The organism is Methylosinus sp. LW4, assembly GCF_000379125.1.
GTDB lineage: Bacteria > Pseudomonadota > Alphaproteobacteria > Rhizobiales > Beijerinckiaceae > Methylosinus.
Genome location: NZ_KB900626.1, coordinates 2,816,403 through 2,833,539, shown reverse-complemented (window position 1 = coordinate 2,833,539; position 17,137 = coordinate 2,816,403). Strand labels below are relative to the sequence as shown.

Genomic DNA, 17,137 nt, shown 5'->3' with positions numbered 1-17,137 from the left:
GCTGAAAGCGGTCCGACGAAAACGCCGAACCGCCCCTAGGTAGGCATGCGCTCAGTGGCGCGCCGCGCGTTTTTTCGCGGCGGGCTTGGCGGGCTCGCCGTCGCTCGCGGGGGCGGCGGCGAGGCAGCCCGGCCCTTCCGTCTTGGGGAAGGAGCGGGCCAGCGCCTTGTTGTCGCCGGCGGGCAGATAATAGATGCGATCGAGCAGGCAGCCCATCGCGCGGCGGTCGATCGGCTTGGCGCCGGCGCCGCAGGCGATGCCGGCGATCTCCATCGACAGGCTGGCGTTGACGAGGCGCATGGCGAGGCAGCTGCGCTCGCCGGCCGCCGCGGCGGCGACGCCGCCCTCGCGCAGCGACAATTTGATCTCCGCCGCCTCGAAGGCGCCCGCGCGCGTCACCAGCGGCGTCGGCTGGCCGATGCGGACCACGCCGAGGCCGGCCTGGGCGGCGTGGCGCGCGACATCTAGGAAGAAGTCGGAATTGCCGAGCTTCTCGCCGGCGGGCTGCAGAATATCGAGCCGCAGATAGGGCCGGCCCGTGTCGAAGGCGCCGAAGGCGTGCGTCTCCTGGCGGCCGCCCGAAGGGAGCGGCTGATCGAAGGTGATTTTCGGATCCTTGTCGATCTCGGGCGCCTCGAGTCGGAAGGCGGCGACGCGTTCCGCGGGGGCCGCGGGCGCAGAGGCCGGCGCATTCGCATAGCGAGGCGCGGGGCTCGCCGTCGGCGCGGCGGCGGGCGCTGTCGCGGCCTCCTGCGACGGCGCGCGGACGAAGGCGAGCGCGGCCAGCAGCACCAGAAGCGCCGCGACGCCCATCGACACTGCGGCGAGATTGCCGAGCGGACGCGCCCTCAGTGGGCCGGAGGCATAGGGGAGGTCGTCACCGCTGGAAGCGGACAAGCTCATGACTCTACTCCAACCGCCCGTCTCGAGCGGGCTTTACACATTACGATCGGGCCGAAAGTCCCGAAAAAGACTTATCTGGTCCCGAACATTGGCGTTAAGCGTAAACATTCCGTTGAACATAGCCGTGTTTTCGCTTTTCGACGCGCCTCGCGCGCGGCCGCGCGCGGCGCGCCCAAGGCCTCGAGCCAAACTTCGGCCAAGAAGCTCCGAAAGAGAGAGGAGGTCAGATACGAAGATCGGCGCGACACCAGGTCGCCCTCACCCTGCAATATCGAGGAAACAGCATGAAGATTCTCGCAACGGCGGCCGTTGTCACCTTGGTCTCTTTTCCGGCATTCGCCGAAAAGGTCGCCGTTGGCTGCCAGCTGGTGTCGCAATACAGTGAAGATCAAGTCGGTTATCTTCTGGGCGAGGCGCGCTCGGTCATCGGCGATCAGGAAACCAATCGCATCTACGGCCATTACGTCAGCCTGCGCAGCGCCTGCCAATATGACGGAAACGCCACCCGCGTGGTAAATCTCCCGCCCGCCTTGCGCGATCTTCTCGCCCAGAACGGCGTCGACATCCGCCGTTTCGCGCGGCGCATGTGAGCCGCGGGCGCCTCAGTGACGGCGGCCGCGCTTCTTGGCGGCCGCGGCCCCCTGAATCTGCGCCTTGCAGGCGCGGCTGAGCCCGCCGATATTGGCCTTCAGGCAGCTTTCCACCGCCGCGGCGTCCGGCACATAGCGCTCGCAGAATTTATAGGCGTCGTCCGTGCAGGCCGAGCGCTGGCGGGCCGACCCGCGTTGCGCGGCGTCGGCCGAGGCCGCGCAGATCAGCAAGAATGTGCAAGCCAATAGCAGCCTCATTCCTGTCATCCTCCCATTTGGCTCCGCGCCCGATGGCTCGGACCGCCTCGGCGCCGAATTGCCATAATTACGATAGGCGCGACGGCGCGCGCGGCAATCGGCTCCTGCCTTCATCCTAAATAGGGCCAAAATTTTCTTCCGTAGGGCGGGGGTGGCTCGGGCGGGGCTTGAATTCGGCGCGCCGCACCTATTTAATAAGCACGCTCATCAAAAGCATTGCTATAGAAAGCGCGCCTAATGCCCTCGCCGCCGCCAACGACCTTCTGCTTTCTGCTGCATGACGCGGCGCGGCTGATGCGCAAGCGGTTCGAGCAGAATGCCCGCGAATTGGGCCTGACCCGCGCGCAGACCCAGGCCCTGGCCTATCTGTCGCGCAATGAGGGCGTCAGCCAGTGCGTGCTCGCCGAAATGCTCGATCTCGAGCCCATCACCCTCGGCCGCACGGTCGATCGGCTGCAGGCGATGGGTCTGGTGGAGCGTCGTCCGCACGAGACCGACCGGCGCGTCTGGCTGCTGTTCCTCACCGATGCGGCTTGGCCGCTGGTCGAGGCCATAGCGCCCATCTCCGAGGCGACCCGCCAGGAGGCGCTGGTCGGCGTCAGCGACGAGGACCGCGCGACATTGATGCGCGTGCTGGAGACGGTGCGCGGCAATCTGATCGAGAAAATGAGCTGCGCGACGAAAAAGCCGAAGGCGCGAAGCGCGGTCGGCTGACGACGGTCGAGGGATCGGACGAGGCGAGAGCGAAGCGGACGGCGGCGCCCGCAGCGTGGTGAGAGTGGAAGGCGTCCATGGAACTCGTCAAATATGCGCTGAAGTTTCGGCTGACGTTCTACGTCCTGGCCATTTTGACGATGTTCGTCGGCGGCGCGGCGATCGTGTCGACGCCCAAGGACGTGTTTCCGAACGTCGATATTCCGGTCGTCACCGTCATCTGGACCTATACGGGCCTCTCCACAGCCGAGATGGAGAGCCGCGTCACCACCTACGCCGAGCTCACCACGACGAACAACGTCAATGGCATCCGCAATATGGAGAGCCAGACGCTGCAGGGCGTCGCGGTGATGAAGATCTATTTCCAGCCGGATGTGAACATAGAGCTCGCCCTCGCCCAGGTCGTGTCGGCGATGAACTCCATCCGCGCGCTAATGCCGCCCGGCATCAATCCGCCGACCGTCGTGCGCTACTCGGCCTCGCAGGTTCCGGTCATTCAGCTCGCTCTGTCGAGCCAGACCATGAACGAGCAGCAGCTCTACGATCTGGGCCTCTATCGCGTGCGTCAAGCGCTGACCACGACGCCCGGCGCGACGCTGCCGACGCCCTGGGGCGGCAAGCAGCGCCAGATCATGGTCGATCTCGACACGGCGACGCTGCAGGCGCGCGGCCTCACGCCGCTCGATGTCGTCAACGCCATCACCGCCGGCAATCTGGTCGTCCCTTCCGGCCTCGCGAAATTCGGCGATCTTCAATATGTCATGCGTCTCAATTCGACGCCCGACGCGCTGACGACGCTCAACAATATTCCGATCCGCGTCGCCGATGGCGCGCCGCTGCTGATCCGCGACGTGGCGCAGGTGCGCGACGGCAGCCCGCCGCAGCAGAATATCGTGCGCGTCGACGGCTCGCGCGCCGTGCTGCTGACCATATTGAAGAATGGCAACGCCTCGACGCTCAATGTCGTCGAGAATGTGAAGGCCGGCATCGCCAAGCTGCGCGAGGCGATCCCCAAGGACACGAATATCGCCGAATTGTTCGACCAATCGGTCTTCGTCTCCAATGCGATATCGGACGTGCTGCACGAGGGCGTCATCGCCGCGGGCCTCACCGCGCTGATGATCCTGCTGTTCCTCGGCTCCTGGCGCTCGACGCTGATCGTCGTCATCTCCATTCCGCTGTCGATCCTCGCCTCGCTCGCCGCGCTCAGCGCGCTCGGCCATACGATCAACATCATGACGCTCGGCGGCATGGCGCTCGCGGTCGGCATATTGGTGGACGACGCCACTGTCGCCATCGAGAACACCTATCGCCTGTTCGAGGAGGGCAAGGATTTCCGCTATGCGGTGGCGGAGGGCGCCGCCGGCATCGCCAAGCCGGCGCTGATCTCGACGCTGGCCATTTGCGCCGCCTTCGTCTCCGTGCTCTTCCTCACCGACGCCGCACGCTTTCTCTTCGTGCCGCAGGCGCTGGCCGTCGTCTTCGCCATGCTGGCCTCCTATTTCCTGTCGCGAACGCTGGTGCCCATATTGATGGACCAGCTGCTCATCCATGAGCATCACGCGGAGAGCGAGCGCGAGAGCGATGCGCGCCGCACCGGCTTCGCCGCCATTCTGACGCGCATTCAGCTCGGCTTCGAGCATGGATTCGAGAAGCTGCGCGGCCAATATGCGCTGCTGCTGGTCGCTGTGCTGCGCCACAAGGGCCGCACGCTCGCCTTCGTCGCCGGCGTCTTCGCCTTCGGCGCTTTTCTGTTCGTCTCGGTCGGCGAGGATTATTATCCGCAGATCGACGCCGGCCAGATGACGCTGCATGTGCGCGGCCGCTCTGGCCTGCGCATAGAGGAGACCGAGCGCCTGTTCCAAAAGGTGGAGGACGTCATTCGCGAGACGATCCCGCCGCATGATCTCGCTCTGGTCATCGACAATATCGGCCTGCCGCAGATCACCTATAATTACGCTTTCTCCGACGGCACCACGGTCGGCTATAATGACGGGCAGATCATGATCTCGCTCGCGCATGGCCATGCGCCGACGGCGGACTACATGCGCAAGCTGCGCGAGATTCTGCCGCAGCGCTTTCCCGATTCCATCTTCTATTTCCAGCCGGCCGACATCATCACGCAGATCTTGAACTTCGGCCTTCCCGCGCCGATCGCGCTGCGCATCGTCGGCCGCGACGCGCCGGGCAATAAGATCATCGTGCGCAAGCTGCTGGATCGCGTGAGGCAAGTGCGCGGCGTCGTCGACGCGCATATTCACCAGATTCTCGACGCGCCGGAATTCTTCGTCGACATAGATCGCTGGAAGGGCCAGCAGCTCGGCGTCAGCGTCCAGCAGATCGCCAATAATGTGAATATCTCGCTGTCCTCCTCCTTCCAGGTGACGCCCAATTTCTGGGCCGATCCGGTGACGGGCATTCCCTATCAGGTGGCGGTGCAGACGCCGGAATATCGTATCGCCTCGCTCAACGCCTTCGCCAACACGCCGATCTCCGATCTCACCGGCGCCTCCTCGGCGCAGGTCGATCTTTTGACCAATGTCGCGCAATGGAAGCGCGGCGTGGAGCAGAGCGTCGCCACCCATTCCAACACCCAGCCGACCTATGACGTCTACGCCAATATTCAGGACCGCGATCTCGGCGGCGTCGAACGGGATTTGCGCAAGGCGATCGCGGAGATCGAGCCGGAGCTGAAGCCCGGCAACTACATTGTCATTCGCGGACAGATCGATAGCAAGAATCAGGCATTCGCGCGCATCGGCCTCGGCCTCGTCGCCTCGATGATCTTCGTCTATCTGCTGATGGTGGTGAACTTTCAGAGCTGGGGCGATCCTTTCGTCGTCATTCTCGCTCTGCCCATCGCCTTCTGCGGCATCGTCTTCGCGCTCTACGTCACCGGCACGACCTTCTCCATCCCGTCGCTGATGGGCGCCATCATGTCGGTCGGCGTCGCTTCGGCCAATTCCATCCTGCTCGTCACTTTCGCGCGCGAGCATAGAGAGGCGACCGGCGTCTCCGCGGAGGAGGCGGCGATCGAGGCCGGGCTGACGCGAATTCGTCCCGTCATCATGACGGCGACGGCGATGTTCGTCGGCCTTCTGCCCATGTCGCTCGCGCTCGGCGAAGGCGCCGAGCAGAACGCCGCGCTCGCCCGCGCGGTGATGGGCGGCATCGCTTTCGGCACATGCTCGACACTGCTTTTCGTGCCTTTCCTCTATTCGCTGCTGCGACGTGGAGAGGTGCAGCCTCCGAGGGACTATCTATGACCGAGATGTCGCAGCCGCAGGGACGCGGATTCGCTTCGACCGGCGTCGGCGTGCATGAGGCGCCGCCGCCGCCGCGCCTGCGCAAGCTCCCCTTCCTTCTTCTTCTCGCGCTTCTCGCGCTCGTGCTGCTCATCGGCCTGCGTCGCCATGCGGCGCAGGAGCATGACGCGCAGGCGTTTCAGCAGGAGCAGGCCAATGCGACGCTCAGCCTGCGCGCCGCGAAGGTGACGAAAGTCGCCGGCCCCGTGCATATCGAGCTGCCCGGCCAGACTCTCGCCTGGGAGCAGGCGAGAGTCTTCGCGCGCGCGACGGGCTATATCGCCGAGCGGCGCGTCGATATCGGCAGCAAGGTGAAGCAGGGCGATCTCCTCTTGCGCATCTCCGCGCCCGATCTCGATCAGCAATATGCGCAGGCGGTGGCGCAGCTTGCGCTCAACAAGGCGCAACTCCTGCAATCCAAGGCGCAGGTCGAGCAAGGCAAGGCCAGTCTCAACCTCGCCAAGCTGACCTACGGCCGCAGCTCGCAGCTCGTGAAAAACAATTACGAGAGCAAGCAGAACAACGACGTCAACGCCGCCAATGTCGAGACGCAGGCCGCCAATCTGCAATCGGCCGAGGCGGGCGTCGAGGTCGCGCAGGCCAATATCGCCGCGGCGCAGGCCAATGTGGATCGGCTGAAGCAGCTCGTCGGCTTCAAGGACGTCACCGCGCCCTTCCGCGGCGTGGTGACGGCGCGCAACATAGAGGTGGGTGATCTCGTCAGCGCCGACGCCAATAGCGGCACGCCGCTTTTCTCCCTGGCGCGCGACGATATTCTGCGTGTGCAGGTTTCAGTGCCGCAATCGGAGGCGGCGGGCCTCGTCGATGGTCTCGAGTCCAAGGTCGAGGCGCCGGAGATGCCCGGCAAGAGTTTCAAGGGGCGCATCGCGCGCAACGCCAATTCGCTCGCCTCCGCCTCGCGCACACTGCTCACCGAGGTGGATGTGCCCAATCCGACCGGCGAGCTGCGTCCGGGAATGTTCGTGCGCGTCGTGCTCGACATTCCGCGCCCGCGGCCGCTGGTGAATGTTTCCGCGCAGTCCATCCTCTTCGGCGCGGAGGGGCCGCGCGTCGCGGTGATCGGCAAGGACGATGTCGTGCGCCTCGCGAAGATCAACATCGCGCGCGATTTCGGCACCAATGTCGATGTCGATCAGGGATTGACGGGCGACGAGACCGTCGCCCTCGACCCGCCCGCCGATATTCGCGACGGCCGCAAGGTGACGATCCGCAAGTGAGCGCTGGAATCACTCGACGTCGAGCGGCGCCGTCCCCTTGGGCGCGCCGTCGGCGCCGAGCGTGATCTTCTCTATGCGGGCCTCGGCCTCGCGCAGCAGCGTGTCGCAGCGCTTCTTCAGCGCCTCGCCGCGCTCATAGAGCTTCACCGAATCGTCGAGCGAGACGCTCGCCTTCTCGAGCTTGCCGACGATCTCCTCGAGCTCCTGAATCGCCTTCTCGAAGGGCAGGGCGTCTATATCGGCGTTGGCGTCGGACACTTGGGCTTTTCCTTCGGCGCGGCGGAGCGCATTTCCCTCTCGTCATCGGAGAAGGGCGACGGGCGCCGCGCTCGAGCCGCCCGTCAGTCGCTCTCTACCACGAAATGCTGCGGGAAGGGCGTCGAGACGTCGATTTGGCCCGCCGCGCCGGCTGCGCGGCGCAGATTGGGCCGCGCCAGCACAGGGCGCAGAATGGCCGGGATCACGGCGCGGTTGATATAGGCGCCGAAGCATGTGTGCATGCCATAGCCCCAGAGAATGTAATTGCCCCAGGGACGATCGACGCGGAACTCGTTCGGCTTGTCGATCTGCAGCGGATCGAACATGGCCGAGAGATTGGAGGCGAGCACCATGGCTCCCTCCGGGATCTTGCGGGCGCGGAAAGTGTTGGCGGCGATCACCGTCGAGCGGTTGGCGCGGCGGTAGATGACCGGATTGACCGGGTTGAAGCGCAGCGCCTCGAAGAGATAGGCGCCGAGCAGCGCTTCGTCGCCGGCCACGGCCGCGGCATGGGCGCCGGCGAGCGCCTCCGGCCGGTCGAGCAATTGGTCGAGCGCCTGCACCGAGGCTTTGGAAATGGTCGGGATCGCGCCGATGACGAGGCCGATGAGATTGTCGCGAATGGCGATGTCGTCGAATTCCGGCGCGCCCTTCTGCAGCTCCAGCGCGCGGCCGAGCACATCGTCCTTCTTCTCGCCGCTCGCCTTGCGAGCGGCTATAGCGGCGTCGATCGCCGCGCGAAGATCGGCCGCGGCCATCAGCGCCTTGGTCTCGATCGCCGGCTCGCCTTTGAGATCGACGAACAGCCACCAGAACAAGCTGGTCGCCCATTGGATGGCGTCGGTCTCGGCCTGGGCGGAAACGCCGAAATAATCGGAGACGATGGCGGCCGGAACGCGCAGCGTCAGCTCTTGCGGCACGTCGATGCGCTTGGGGAAGGCGCTCGCATAGGCCTCGGCGCGGGCGCGGGCGAGCGGCGTCACCAGAGCCTCGACGTCGTCGCGGCGCATGGCGAGCTTCATCAGCGATGTGTCGTGCTGATATTGCGCCGTGTTCTGCATGCCGAGGAAGAAATTGGCGCCGCCGGTGATGGCGCGCATCTTCGGCTCATAGACGACGGCGAAATCCTCCTCGCGGTCGAGCACCTCGATCACATCCGTGGCGCGCAGGACGAAGGCCGTGCCATTGTTCTCATAGCTGGTGATCAGCTGCTTGCCGATCACGAAATTGGGCCGCACCGCGCGGACGATGGCGCAGATCGCGATCAGCGAGCTCGGCCGCGTGAGCGCTCCGATCAGGCGCTCCTTCAGCGTTCCCTTGCCGGTGACGAGCGCGCGCGCCGTCGTCGCGATCAGCGAGAAAAGGGCGACGACCGCGTCGAGGAGCGTCAGCGCATAGGCGCGCAGCGCGGCGAAGATGTTCTTCAACAAGGTCATCGTCTTTTTCCCGCTGGGGTCTTCAGGTCGGATCGACCGTGCCCATGCCGATCATGCGCAGAGCGGTGAGGCTCGGCACGAAGAAATATTCGCCGCCGCGCGTCTCCACGAATTGCGGCAGACCCTCGGCGACATAAGGCGGCTTGCCCGAGTCCTGCTCGGACGTCACCACGAATTTGGCCTTGGGGCCGTTGCGGGCGTCGCCCTGCGAGTGATTGCCGACGATGGGGCAGGTGTCATTGCCCGCATTGGCGTCGAGGCCATAATGAATCCATTGCTGCTGCACGAATTCGAATTGGCGCGCGAGGCTCGAGCAGACGACCAGCATCACAATGCCGTGATCGCCGTCATCCGTCGCCTCCGGGCCGGAGGAGCCGTAGGGCAGGCCGCGGCGCAGGATGCGACGGCGATTATTGAGCACGGAGCCCGACGCCAGCTTCGGATTCGTCTGCACCCAAGGGTCGAGCGCGTCGCGCGTGTTCACGCGGCGCGTATGCGACGTCATCGGGCATTGCTCGCCGTCGAGGTCCTTGCGATAGGTGAAGTCGACGAGCTCGCGCTCGCGCTCCGACGAGCCTTCCGGGAATTTCTCGTTGAAGGCCTGCCATTCGGCGAAGTCCTTCGCCTTCATCAGCGGCACGCCGTCCGACCAGCGGCCGGCCATTTTGGCGAGCAGAGTCTCGCGCGCCTCGACCACGGGAATGCCGCGGAAGGCGGCGAATTTCTCGGCCTGCTCGCCGATGAACCTGTTCCACGCGCCGACATGCTCATGCAGCTTGCGATAGGCCATGAAGGTGCCGTTGCGGCTGAAGGCGAGCGGCATGGCGGCGCCGGGAATCTCCTGCGCCTCGTCGGGATAGCCGAGCAGGAATTCGCCCGCCGCCAGCGCGCGCCAAGCGCCATTGCCATCGACGGCGCCTTGGCCGATCGCGGCGCTCTGCAGTCTGTCGGCCGGATATTGCCCCTCGAACACCGGATCGCTGATGCCGTCAGAGAAGCCGAAGTGCTCCTTGGGCGTCGGCTTGCCATTGGCGTCGAAGATCGCCGAAATATCCTGATAGGCCGTCTGCTCCTTGCCGGGCGGATTATGGCCGGCGAGCACACTCACGCCATTCTCCGCGGCGAGGGCGACGATCGCCTCCGTCGTCGCGTCGAGATCGGCCGCGCTCGCCGTGTAATGCTGGTTGAGCACGATGAGAATATGGACCGCGGCCTCCGGCGGCTTGCCTTTGTTCTGCCAGACGGTGTCCCATTTCTCCTGCCAATGGTCGCCGCTGAAATCATCGCCCAGCATGCGCGCGCGGGCGGCCATGCCGTCGATGAACTCGTCCGGCAGGCCGCGCAGCGTGCGCGTCGGCACGCCGAGCATGAGCAGGCCGTAGAAGGTGAAAGCGACATTGACGGCGACCGCCGGCGGACGAACCGCATCGCCGACGCTCGCGCCCGCCAGCGCCGTGGTGACGCGCGGCAGCAGCCTGGTCACGAAATGGCGGCCATTGGCGGCGCGGCTCGTCTTCGAGTCGCCGCCGATGTTCAGCAGAATTGTGCGGCCCTTGAAATAGCCCTGCTTGGGATAGGCTTCGAGAATATTGCCCTGAATATCCGCGAGGTCGAGAACGACTGACATTTTCCGCCCCTAGATTCCGATTGCGCCCGGCTTTTGCGTCGGTCCTTCGACATCGCCCGGCTTGTTGGCGTCGATGAAAGCTTTGAAAGCGTCATAGAGGCGCTGCGCCGAAGCCGAATCCGTCCCGGCGGCGTCGACTTGATTGTCGATGGCGAAGCGCGTGAGCTCGCGACGCAGATAGAGCGCCTTCAGCACATCCGGCAAAGTGGAGTCGGGCGCCGCGGGGAAGGGCTTTTTGCCGAAGTCGAGAATGTAGAGATAGATGGCGAGGCCCGCGACGCCGACGCCGGCGGCGATCGCCAGCAGCGCGCCGATGAAGCCGTGCAGGAAATGCGGCAGCAGCCAGAAATAGACCAGCGCCGCGGCGGCCACGAAAATCCCGAGACCCGCGAGGCCCACCGTCTTCAGCGACACATTCGGCAGCTTGTCCGCCGGCACGCCATGCGCCCAATAATCATGGAAGGGCATGGTCGTCTCGATCTGGCAGTCGGCGACATATTTGGCGAAGCTCGCCGCATCGCGCACGCGCGCCTCGAAGCCGAGACAATATTTGAAGACTTTTCGCAGCTCGCCTTCCGATTGCGTCCACAGATCGCGAAGATAGGCGTCGCGCTCGGCGTCCGAGCCGGTCTTGGAGTCGAAATCGGCGGAGAAGAACAGGAAGGGACAAGAGAGGTGATCTTGCGGCTGCGCGATCACCGGATTGAGCATGTCCTTGTATTTCTGGTCGATCGGCAGCTCGGGGCTGGCCGCGACCAGCAGCGTGTTGGGCTGCTCGCGACCATTGTAGTCCACGTCGTCGATCACGACGAGACGCGCGAAATGATTGGTCGTGTTGGTGGCGAAAGGGCTCCTCTCGCCGCGCGGCATCAACGACAAATGCTTGCGCAGAGCGTGCACGGGCGAGGTGGGGACGCCATCCTCGACGATCGTCGCCGTGCTGACGGGAATGAGCGTCGTGAGGAAATAGGCTCCGCTATCGAAGGTCGGCATGACGGCCTCTTTGAAAACGTGAATTCTGTCTGGCGGACGGATGCGTCAGCGGGCGCTCGTCGCCAGCTCGCCGGCGAAGTGCAGATAGTCCTCGCGATTGATCTCGGCGTTTTCCGTATCATTGCTGGCGACCGGCGCGCGACCTTCGTAGCCGAGGTCGTTCTGCACCGTGCAGAGATAGCGGACGTAGAGCGCGCGGAACTGTTCTGGCGTCGAGGCTTGCAGATTCGCCTCGAGCTTCAGCAGCGCCTCGCGCACGCGCAGGGCGGCCGTCACGTCGCGCTGCGCGGCGCCGGGAACGGAATTGTAATAGTAATTGGTGTCGATCTGATTGGCGCGAATGTAATTCTTGAACGGCGTGATCGGCACGGAATGCGGATATTTCGTGCTCGTGTACCAGAGCAGATCGAGGCCATTGGGCAGGCCGTCGGCGAAGGCGTCGATATATTGGTCCCAGGTGCCGTTGAAATTGCTGCAGAACAGCAGATAGTCATTGGCGAGCTGCTGCTTGCCCTGGCCGAGATCGGGCCATTGGTCGCGCTTGATGATGGCCCAGCGCGCGAAATGGATGAAACGCAGTCCGAGCAGGCCGCCGAGCGAGGAGGGGATCGACCGCGAGATCATGAAGCTGAAGCGATTGAACCATGTCCGCCAGGGCTTCATCGGCGTAATGACGTTCATTCCATAGGCTTTGCCCGTGACGTTCGACATGATCTCGGCCTCGAAAAATCTATTCCATTATTCCGCGCTACGGATAGCTGCATTCTGCTCAAAAGACAATATGGACACTGCGCGCCGCGCGCTCCGGCGCGCTCAGGAATGGTCGTTTATTTCCGCATGTCCCGCAATTCGAAGGATGTTCGGAAATTCGCCGCGCACCGCCCGCTCCACCTCGTCGACGGCGGCGTGCGTGGCGTCGACGGAGAGCTGCGGATCGACGCAGCAGTGGTAATTGACGACGAGCCCTTCCCCCGTCTCGCGCGCGCGAACGTCGTGGACATTCACCACCTTTCCGCCCCGCGCGGCGTGACGCGCGAGCGCGTCGGCGATGGCGCGGCGCGTCTGCGGCTCGGCGTCCTGGCCGGTGAGCAGATGCGGCTCGGAAGGCTCTATATGCGTATCGATCTCGATCGCCTCGCCGAACTCCTCGCGGATCGCCTGCTCGAGGTCCGAGGCGATCTGATGCGCGCGCCCATGCGACATGCCGCCGTCGAGCTCGAGATCCAGCGTGATGGAGAGGCGCTCGCCCACCGTCTGCGCGATGATGTGATGCACTTGTATGCGGCGCCGCGCGGCGACGAGCAGAATGCGCTCCAGCACGGTCTCGTCGTCGAGCGCGATCGGGCGCGTGGCGAGGGTGATCTGCGCGCCGGGAATCGCGCGGATGATGGCGGCGTTGGCCTCTTCCTTTATGCGCGCGGCGCGCTCCAGCGGCAGCGTCCGCGCGACGCCGATGACGGCCTCGCCCATCACCATGGGGCCGGCGGTGCGCAGGCGCAGGCTCTCCACCGCGATCACGCCGGGAGCGGCGCGCAGAATGTCTTGTATTTGCGGCACCAGCTCCTGCGGCGCGGCGTCGAGCAGCGTCGCCACAGTGCGGCGCCCCAGCCTGTAGCCGGCGATGGCGATGAAGACCGCGACGCCGAAAGCCGCGAGCGCGTCGCCCTGCGCAAAGCCGGCGCGCGTGGCCGCGAGGCCGACGATGACCAGCGCCGAGGAGACGAGATCGCTGGTGAAATGCAGCGCGTCGGCGGCCAGCGCGTCGCTCTGCGTCTCCTCGGCGACGGCGCCGAGCCGCCGCGCGCGCGCGAAATCGACGACGATGGAGAGAATCAGCACGGCGAAGACGGGCCAGCCGGCGTCGATCTCGACATCCGTGTCGCCGAGCCGCTGCGCCGCCTGGCCGGCGACCACCAGCGCGAGGCCGAAGAGCAGGCCGGTCTCGATCAGCGCGGCGAGCGATTCGACCTTGCCATGGCCATAATGATGCTTCTCGTCCGCCGGCTTCTCGGCCTGGCGCACGGCGACATAGGTCAGCACTGTGGCGGCGACGTCGGCGGCCGAATGGCCGGCCTCCGAGATCAGGGCCAGAGAGCCGGAGGCGGGCCCCGCCGCGAGCTTGGCCAGCGTCAGCACGGCGCTCGCGGCGATCGAGGCTTTGGCGGCCGCGGTCTTGCGCGCGGCCGCGTCGGTCGAGGTGTCGGCTGTGTCGGACATGGGCGGATCGGTTGGTCGGCGCGCCGCCGCGCCGCGGGTCCCAGACTTAACAACACAATGCGACAGGCGCAAATCATCCGCCGCATTTTCCGTCGCTAAGGGCGCCGCTCGCCTCTGCGGCCGATTTCCGCTAAGGGTAGGAGGGGGCGCGACAAGGAGCGAGAGACGATGCGGCCGAGGATCAGACATGCGCTATTGGCCGCCGCCGGCCTCGCGGCCTGCGCAATGGCGCAATTCGCATGGCCCCAATTCGGACGGCCGCAATTCGGATGGCTACCGGCCGCGCAGGCGCAAGAGGCGCGCACGCAGGAGGTGGCGCCTTTCGCGCGCGGCTCTTTCGAGGCCATCCGCAAGGCGCACGCCGGCCGTCCGCTCATTGTGCATTTCTGGTCTGTGACCTGCGTCATCTGCGTCTCGGAGCTCGCCGAATGGGGCAAGCTCGCGCGCGAGACGCCGGGCGTCGATTTCGTCTTCGTCAACGCCGACCCGGAGAGCGATCGTCACCGCGCCTTGGCGCGCATGGAGAAGGCGGGGCTGAAGCAGTCCGTCAATTTCGCTTTCGCCGATCGTTTCGTCGAGCGGCTCTATTTCGAGGTCGATCGCCATTGGGAGGGCGAGCTGCCCTTCACTGCTTTCGTCGCCGCCAATGGCTCCCTGCGGACGGAGATCGGCGCGCTGACCGATCTGAAGCTCGCGAGCTGGATCGACGGCAAGCGCTGAGGCGGCTCACTTCGCGAGCGGTCGATTCCTCTCGCGCCAAGCGAGCGCCTCGCCTTCCATCGCCTTCACAAAGGCGGCCTTCTCATCGGTATAATCGTGCGAATTGTCCGGGTGCAGCGCGCTGGCGCGGCGCTTCTCCCGCTCATAGGCGCGCGCCGCCGCGGGATGCGCGCGCAAATAATCGCGAAAGGCGAGATGGCGCGCCACATGCGGCGAATTGGCCGCGAAGAAATGCACATTGGCGAGGCGCGCTCCGGCGGCGTCCGAGCAGGTGCAGAAGCGCCTTCCTTCTATTCCATAGTCGCCATGCCACTCATAGCCGAGCGCCTCCACCTCGCTCCGCCGCTCGTCGAGCGTGGCGAGATCGCTCACCACGGGCAGAAGATCGATGATGGGCTTGGCTGTGAGGCCCGGCACAGAGGTCGAGCCGATGTGATGAACGGCTTCGACCAGCGGGCCGAGAGCCTTCAGCCGCTCGGCGCGCTCGGCGGCGAGCTGCGCCCAGCGCGGATCGTGAGCGCTGAGAATGACTGGGAGCGGCGCGGGCATGGCGGGCGTCTCAGCGCGTCGCGCCCGGCGTCCACAGCACGTCGCCCCTGCCCTTGTTCGCATAGCGCGCGGCGACGAAGAGGAAATCCGAGAGGCGATTGACATAGCGCAGCGCCACGGCGCCGACCGATTCCTCCGGGGCGTTGGCCAGCGCCACCATTATGCGCTCGGCGCGGCGGCTCACCGTGCGGGCGAGATGGAGATTGGCGGCCGTCGGCGTTCCGCCCGGCAGCACGAAGGATTTGAGCGGCGCGAGCGTCGCATTCAGCTCGTCGATCTCGCGCTCCAGCCGATCGACTTGCGATTGCACGATCGCGAGGCTGTTCTCCGGCAGAGTCTCGCCGGGCTTGACCGGCGTCGCCAGCTCCGCGCCGAGATCGAAAAGATCATTCTGTATGCGCGCCAGCATGGCGTCGAGCGCCGCGTCCTCGCCCGTGGCGAGCCGCGCGAGGCCGATGGCGGCGTTCGTCTCGTCCACTGCGCCATAGGCCTCGACGCGCAGATCGTCCTTGCGGCGACGCTCGCCGCCGACGAGGGAAGTGGCGCCGGCGTCGCCGCCGCGCGTGTAGATCTTGTCGAGGCGGACCATTTTCGGCGGCTCTTGCTCTAGTGACGAAAGGCGAGGATCGCCAGGATCAGCAGCAGAGCGCAAAATTGCAAGCCCACGCGCCAGCGCATGAGCTTTTGCGAGAGATTGCCGTCGCCCCCACGCAGCACATTGCCGAGGCCGAGCAGCACGACGATGGCGACGACGGCGACCGCGCCCATGACGGCGATATTGGACCAGCTGGACATCATAGGGCCGCACCCTCCCGCAGGCGCTCGCTCTGTTGCGCTTCAATGACTAATGGAGCGGGGGGCGATGGGCAAGCGGGGAGCGCGAGGCGGGGGATTTCGGCTCGGCGTCGAGCGGGCGATCCTCCTATTGCGCGCGTCGAGCGCGTGGAGTCGATCCGTTCGCTGCGAGAGAACCCGCCGGGCCGCAAAGCGTCGCCCGGCGGCGCTTTTTTTGAAACGCCCTATTTGCAGATGTCGCCGACATAGCGGACGAGGCCGACCAAATTTTCTGGATCGCGCAGGTCGACGAGCCCGTAACTGTTGAACTGCCCTTTGTAACCCTTCAACGTCCCGCGGGTCACATTTTCCTGGATGTGGTAGGAAATCTCGATCATGTATCGACCGGGTTTTCCCGGCACGGCGGTAAGAACGGCCAGATCCTTGGTCTGAAAGGCGCCGCCGTCGTCTCGACCGAAATAATGCTCCATATCCATTTCGAGACCGGTCGGGGTTTGTCGTTGCGCGATGATCTTTCCAGCCGCCGTGTTCACGCTTCCGGTCAGCGCGGCGGAAATGATCATCGGATTGTCTCCTTCTGCAAAAAAATTCGGTATCGCTACGCCGCCGATCGTCATGCAGGTCTGGTTTGCCGCCTGGGCTTTTCCTGCTTGGGCTCCCGACGCGGCCGTCAGCGCGATCGCAGACGCGATGGCGGATCGGAATAGGATTTTCTCGAGCATGAGATTTTTCTCCTGATTTATGCGGCCAGAACGCCGCGCCATTCCGCAATGGCGATCGTCGGTCGGGGCATTGCGCCCCGGCTGCTCTAGAAATATAACGATCGATATATCAGACCTAGGATAACGACCGCTATCTTGTCAACGAGAAATATAGCGATCGTGATAAAAGCCATCGAGGGCGGATGTCTACGAAGAAGGAGCAGACCCGCGAGCGCATGCGCGACGCGGCAAGTCGGAGCTTCCGCAGCCACGGGTATGCGGGGGTCGGCGTCGACGCCATCGCCAAGGCCGCGGGCGTCACCTCGGGAGCCTTTTACGCCCATTTCGGCTCGAAGGACGGCGCGTTTCGCGATGCGCTGGAACTCGGGCTCGACGAGGTGATCGGAGCCATTCCGCAGTATCAGAGCGAGCACGGCGCCGACTGGGTGCGAGCCTTCGCCGATTATTATCTCGGCAAGGCTCATCGCGACGATCTCGCATGCGGCTGCGCGATGACGACCCTTTCGCCCGAGGTCGCGCGATCGGAACCCGAGGTAAAAGCCCTCTTCGAAACGAAAATGAAAAAGATCGCAGGCCTCGTCGCCGACGGCTTGCCGGGCGGAGACGAGGAGCAGCGACTCTCTCGCGCCTGGTCGATGCTCGGCGTTTTGATCGGCGGATTGACGCTGGCGCGTTCTATGAAGAGCAATCGGCTGGCGGAGCAAATCGCCAAGTCGATTCGCCGAGCCGCTGTCGACGCCGCCGCCTCGCTCCGAGCGGGGGAGGACGACTGAAAGGGCCTTCGCGCTCGGCTTCGACTGGATCGATTACGT

At 65.1% G+C, this 17,137-nt stretch carries 18 protein-coding genes; 6 read left to right on the top strand and 12 right to left on the bottom strand.

The annotated features are described in order from the left end of the window. Positions 1–51 precede the first annotated feature (51 nt). Entirely contained in the window at positions 52–903 is an 852-nt protein-coding gene (locus METLW4_RS0114160; RefSeq protein WP_018266877.1) for a hypothetical protein, read from the bottom strand. Positions 904–1,187: 284 nt separating this feature from the next. Here METLW4_RS0114160 and METLW4_RS0114155 point away from each other — a divergent pair, with 284 nt between their 5' ends. Beyond that, positions 1,188–1,493 carry a hypothetical protein gene (locus tag METLW4_RS0114155; RefSeq protein WP_018266876.1) on the top strand — a complete coding sequence of 102 codons (306 nt, stop codon included), beginning with the start codon at positions 1,188–1,190 and terminating at the stop codon, positions 1,491–1,493. A 12-nt stretch (positions 1,494–1,505) separates the two neighbouring features. On the opposite strand, the gene METLW4_RS0114150 is transcribed toward METLW4_RS0114155, so the two are convergent. After that, a complete protein-coding gene (locus METLW4_RS0114150; protein ID WP_018266875.1) occupies positions 1,506–1,751 on the bottom strand; it encodes a hypothetical protein in 246 nt (81 codons plus the stop codon). Positions 1,752–1,988: 237 nt separating this feature from the next. Here METLW4_RS0114150 and METLW4_RS0114145 point away from each other — a divergent pair, with 237 nt between their 5' ends. The 3 genes from METLW4_RS0114145 to METLW4_RS0114135 all read left to right on the top strand — a co-directional run bounded on the left by METLW4_RS0114145 (position 1,989) and on the right by METLW4_RS0114135 (position 7,008). Further along, positions 1,989–2,465: a MarR family winged helix-turn-helix transcriptional regulator gene (locus tag METLW4_RS0114145; RefSeq protein WP_018266874.1), complete on the top strand. Its 477-nt coding sequence runs from the start codon at positions 1,989–1,991 to the stop codon at positions 2,463–2,465. Between the two features lie 77 nt (positions 2,466–2,542). After that, positions 2,543–5,731 carry an efflux RND transporter permease subunit gene (locus METLW4_RS0114140; RefSeq protein ID WP_018266873.1) on the top strand — a complete coding sequence of 1,063 codons (3,189 nt, stop codon included), beginning with the start codon at positions 2,543–2,545 and terminating at the stop codon, positions 5,729–5,731. Beyond that, positions 5,728–7,008 carry an efflux RND transporter periplasmic adaptor subunit gene (locus tag METLW4_RS0114135; protein ID WP_018266872.1) on the top strand — a complete coding sequence of 427 codons (1,281 nt, stop codon included), beginning with the start codon at positions 5,728–5,730 and terminating at the stop codon, positions 7,006–7,008. The genes METLW4_RS0114140 and METLW4_RS0114135 overlap by 4 nt, the downstream gene beginning before the upstream one ends. Positions 7,009–7,017: 9 nt before the next feature. Here METLW4_RS0114135 and METLW4_RS0114130 read toward each other — a convergent pair whose 3' ends face one another. The 6 genes from METLW4_RS0114130 to METLW4_RS0114105 form a co-directional block, all read right to left on the bottom strand. Then, positions 7,018–7,266, bottom strand: coding sequence for an exodeoxyribonuclease VII small subunit (locus METLW4_RS0114130; RefSeq protein WP_018266871.1), 249 nt, complete (start codon positions 7,264–7,266; stop codon positions 7,018–7,020). 83 nt (positions 7,267–7,349) lie between these two features. After that, positions 7,350–8,702 (bottom strand): cytochrome P450, encoded by a 1,353-nt coding sequence (locus tag METLW4_RS0114125; RefSeq protein ID WP_018266870.1) that lies wholly within the window; start codon positions 8,700–8,702, stop codon positions 7,350–7,352. A 22-nt stretch (positions 8,703–8,724) separates the two neighbouring features. Beyond that, entirely contained in the window at positions 8,725–10,329 is a 1,605-nt protein-coding gene (locus METLW4_RS0114120) for a Dyp-type peroxidase (RefSeq protein WP_018266869.1), read from the bottom strand. A gap of 9 nt (positions 10,330–10,338) precedes the next feature. Further along, positions 10,339–11,322 (bottom strand): hypothetical protein, encoded by a 984-nt coding sequence (locus METLW4_RS24930; protein WP_018266868.1) that lies wholly within the window; start codon positions 11,320–11,322, stop codon positions 10,339–10,341. A 45-nt stretch (positions 11,323–11,367) separates the two neighbouring features. Then, positions 11,368–12,033 carry a hypothetical protein gene (locus tag METLW4_RS0114110; protein WP_018266867.1) on the bottom strand — a complete coding sequence of 222 codons (666 nt, stop codon included), beginning with the start codon at positions 12,031–12,033 and terminating at the stop codon, positions 11,368–11,370. A gap of 102 nt (positions 12,034–12,135) precedes the next feature. Beyond that, positions 12,136–13,539 carry a cation-efflux pump gene (locus tag METLW4_RS0114105; protein ID WP_018266866.1) on the bottom strand — a complete coding sequence of 468 codons (1,404 nt, stop codon included), beginning with the start codon at positions 13,537–13,539 and terminating at the stop codon, positions 12,136–12,138. A 168-nt stretch (positions 13,540–13,707) separates the two neighbouring features. On the opposite strand from METLW4_RS0114105, the gene METLW4_RS0114100 reads away from it, so the two are divergent. After that, positions 13,708–14,259: a TlpA family protein disulfide reductase gene (locus tag METLW4_RS0114100; protein ID WP_157235138.1), complete on the top strand. Its 552-nt coding sequence runs from the start codon at positions 13,708–13,710 to the stop codon at positions 14,257–14,259. Positions 14,260–14,265: 6 nt separating this feature from the next. Here the strand turns inward: METLW4_RS0114100 and METLW4_RS0114095 are convergent, their stop codons facing one another. The 4 genes from METLW4_RS0114095 to METLW4_RS0114080 form a co-directional block, all read right to left on the bottom strand. After that, entirely contained in the window at positions 14,266–14,808 is a 543-nt protein-coding gene (locus METLW4_RS0114095; protein ID WP_018266864.1) for a GrpB family protein, read from the bottom strand. 10 nt (positions 14,809–14,818) lie between these two features. Beyond that, positions 14,819–15,397 carry a cob(I)yrinic acid a,c-diamide adenosyltransferase gene (locus tag METLW4_RS0114090; protein ID WP_018266863.1) on the bottom strand — a complete coding sequence of 193 codons (579 nt, stop codon included), beginning with the start codon at positions 15,395–15,397 and terminating at the stop codon, positions 14,819–14,821. A gap of 17 nt (positions 15,398–15,414) precedes the next feature. Continuing rightward, positions 15,415–15,606: a twin transmembrane helix small protein gene (locus METLW4_RS0114085; RefSeq protein WP_018266862.1), complete on the bottom strand. Its 192-nt coding sequence runs from the start codon at positions 15,604–15,606 to the stop codon at positions 15,415–15,417. A 221-nt stretch (positions 15,607–15,827) separates the two neighbouring features. Beyond that, positions 15,828–16,325 carry a hypothetical protein gene (locus METLW4_RS0114080; RefSeq protein ID WP_157235136.1) on the bottom strand — a complete coding sequence of 166 codons (498 nt, stop codon included), beginning with the start codon at positions 16,323–16,325 and terminating at the stop codon, positions 15,828–15,830. 182 nt (positions 16,326–16,507) lie between these two features. Here METLW4_RS0114080 and METLW4_RS0114075 point away from each other — a divergent pair, with 182 nt between their 5' ends. After that, positions 16,508–17,098 carry a TetR/AcrR family transcriptional regulator gene (locus tag METLW4_RS0114075; protein WP_018266860.1) on the top strand — a complete coding sequence of 197 codons (591 nt, stop codon included), beginning with the start codon at positions 16,508–16,510 and terminating at the stop codon, positions 17,096–17,098. Positions 17,099–17,137 lie beyond the last annotated feature (39 nt).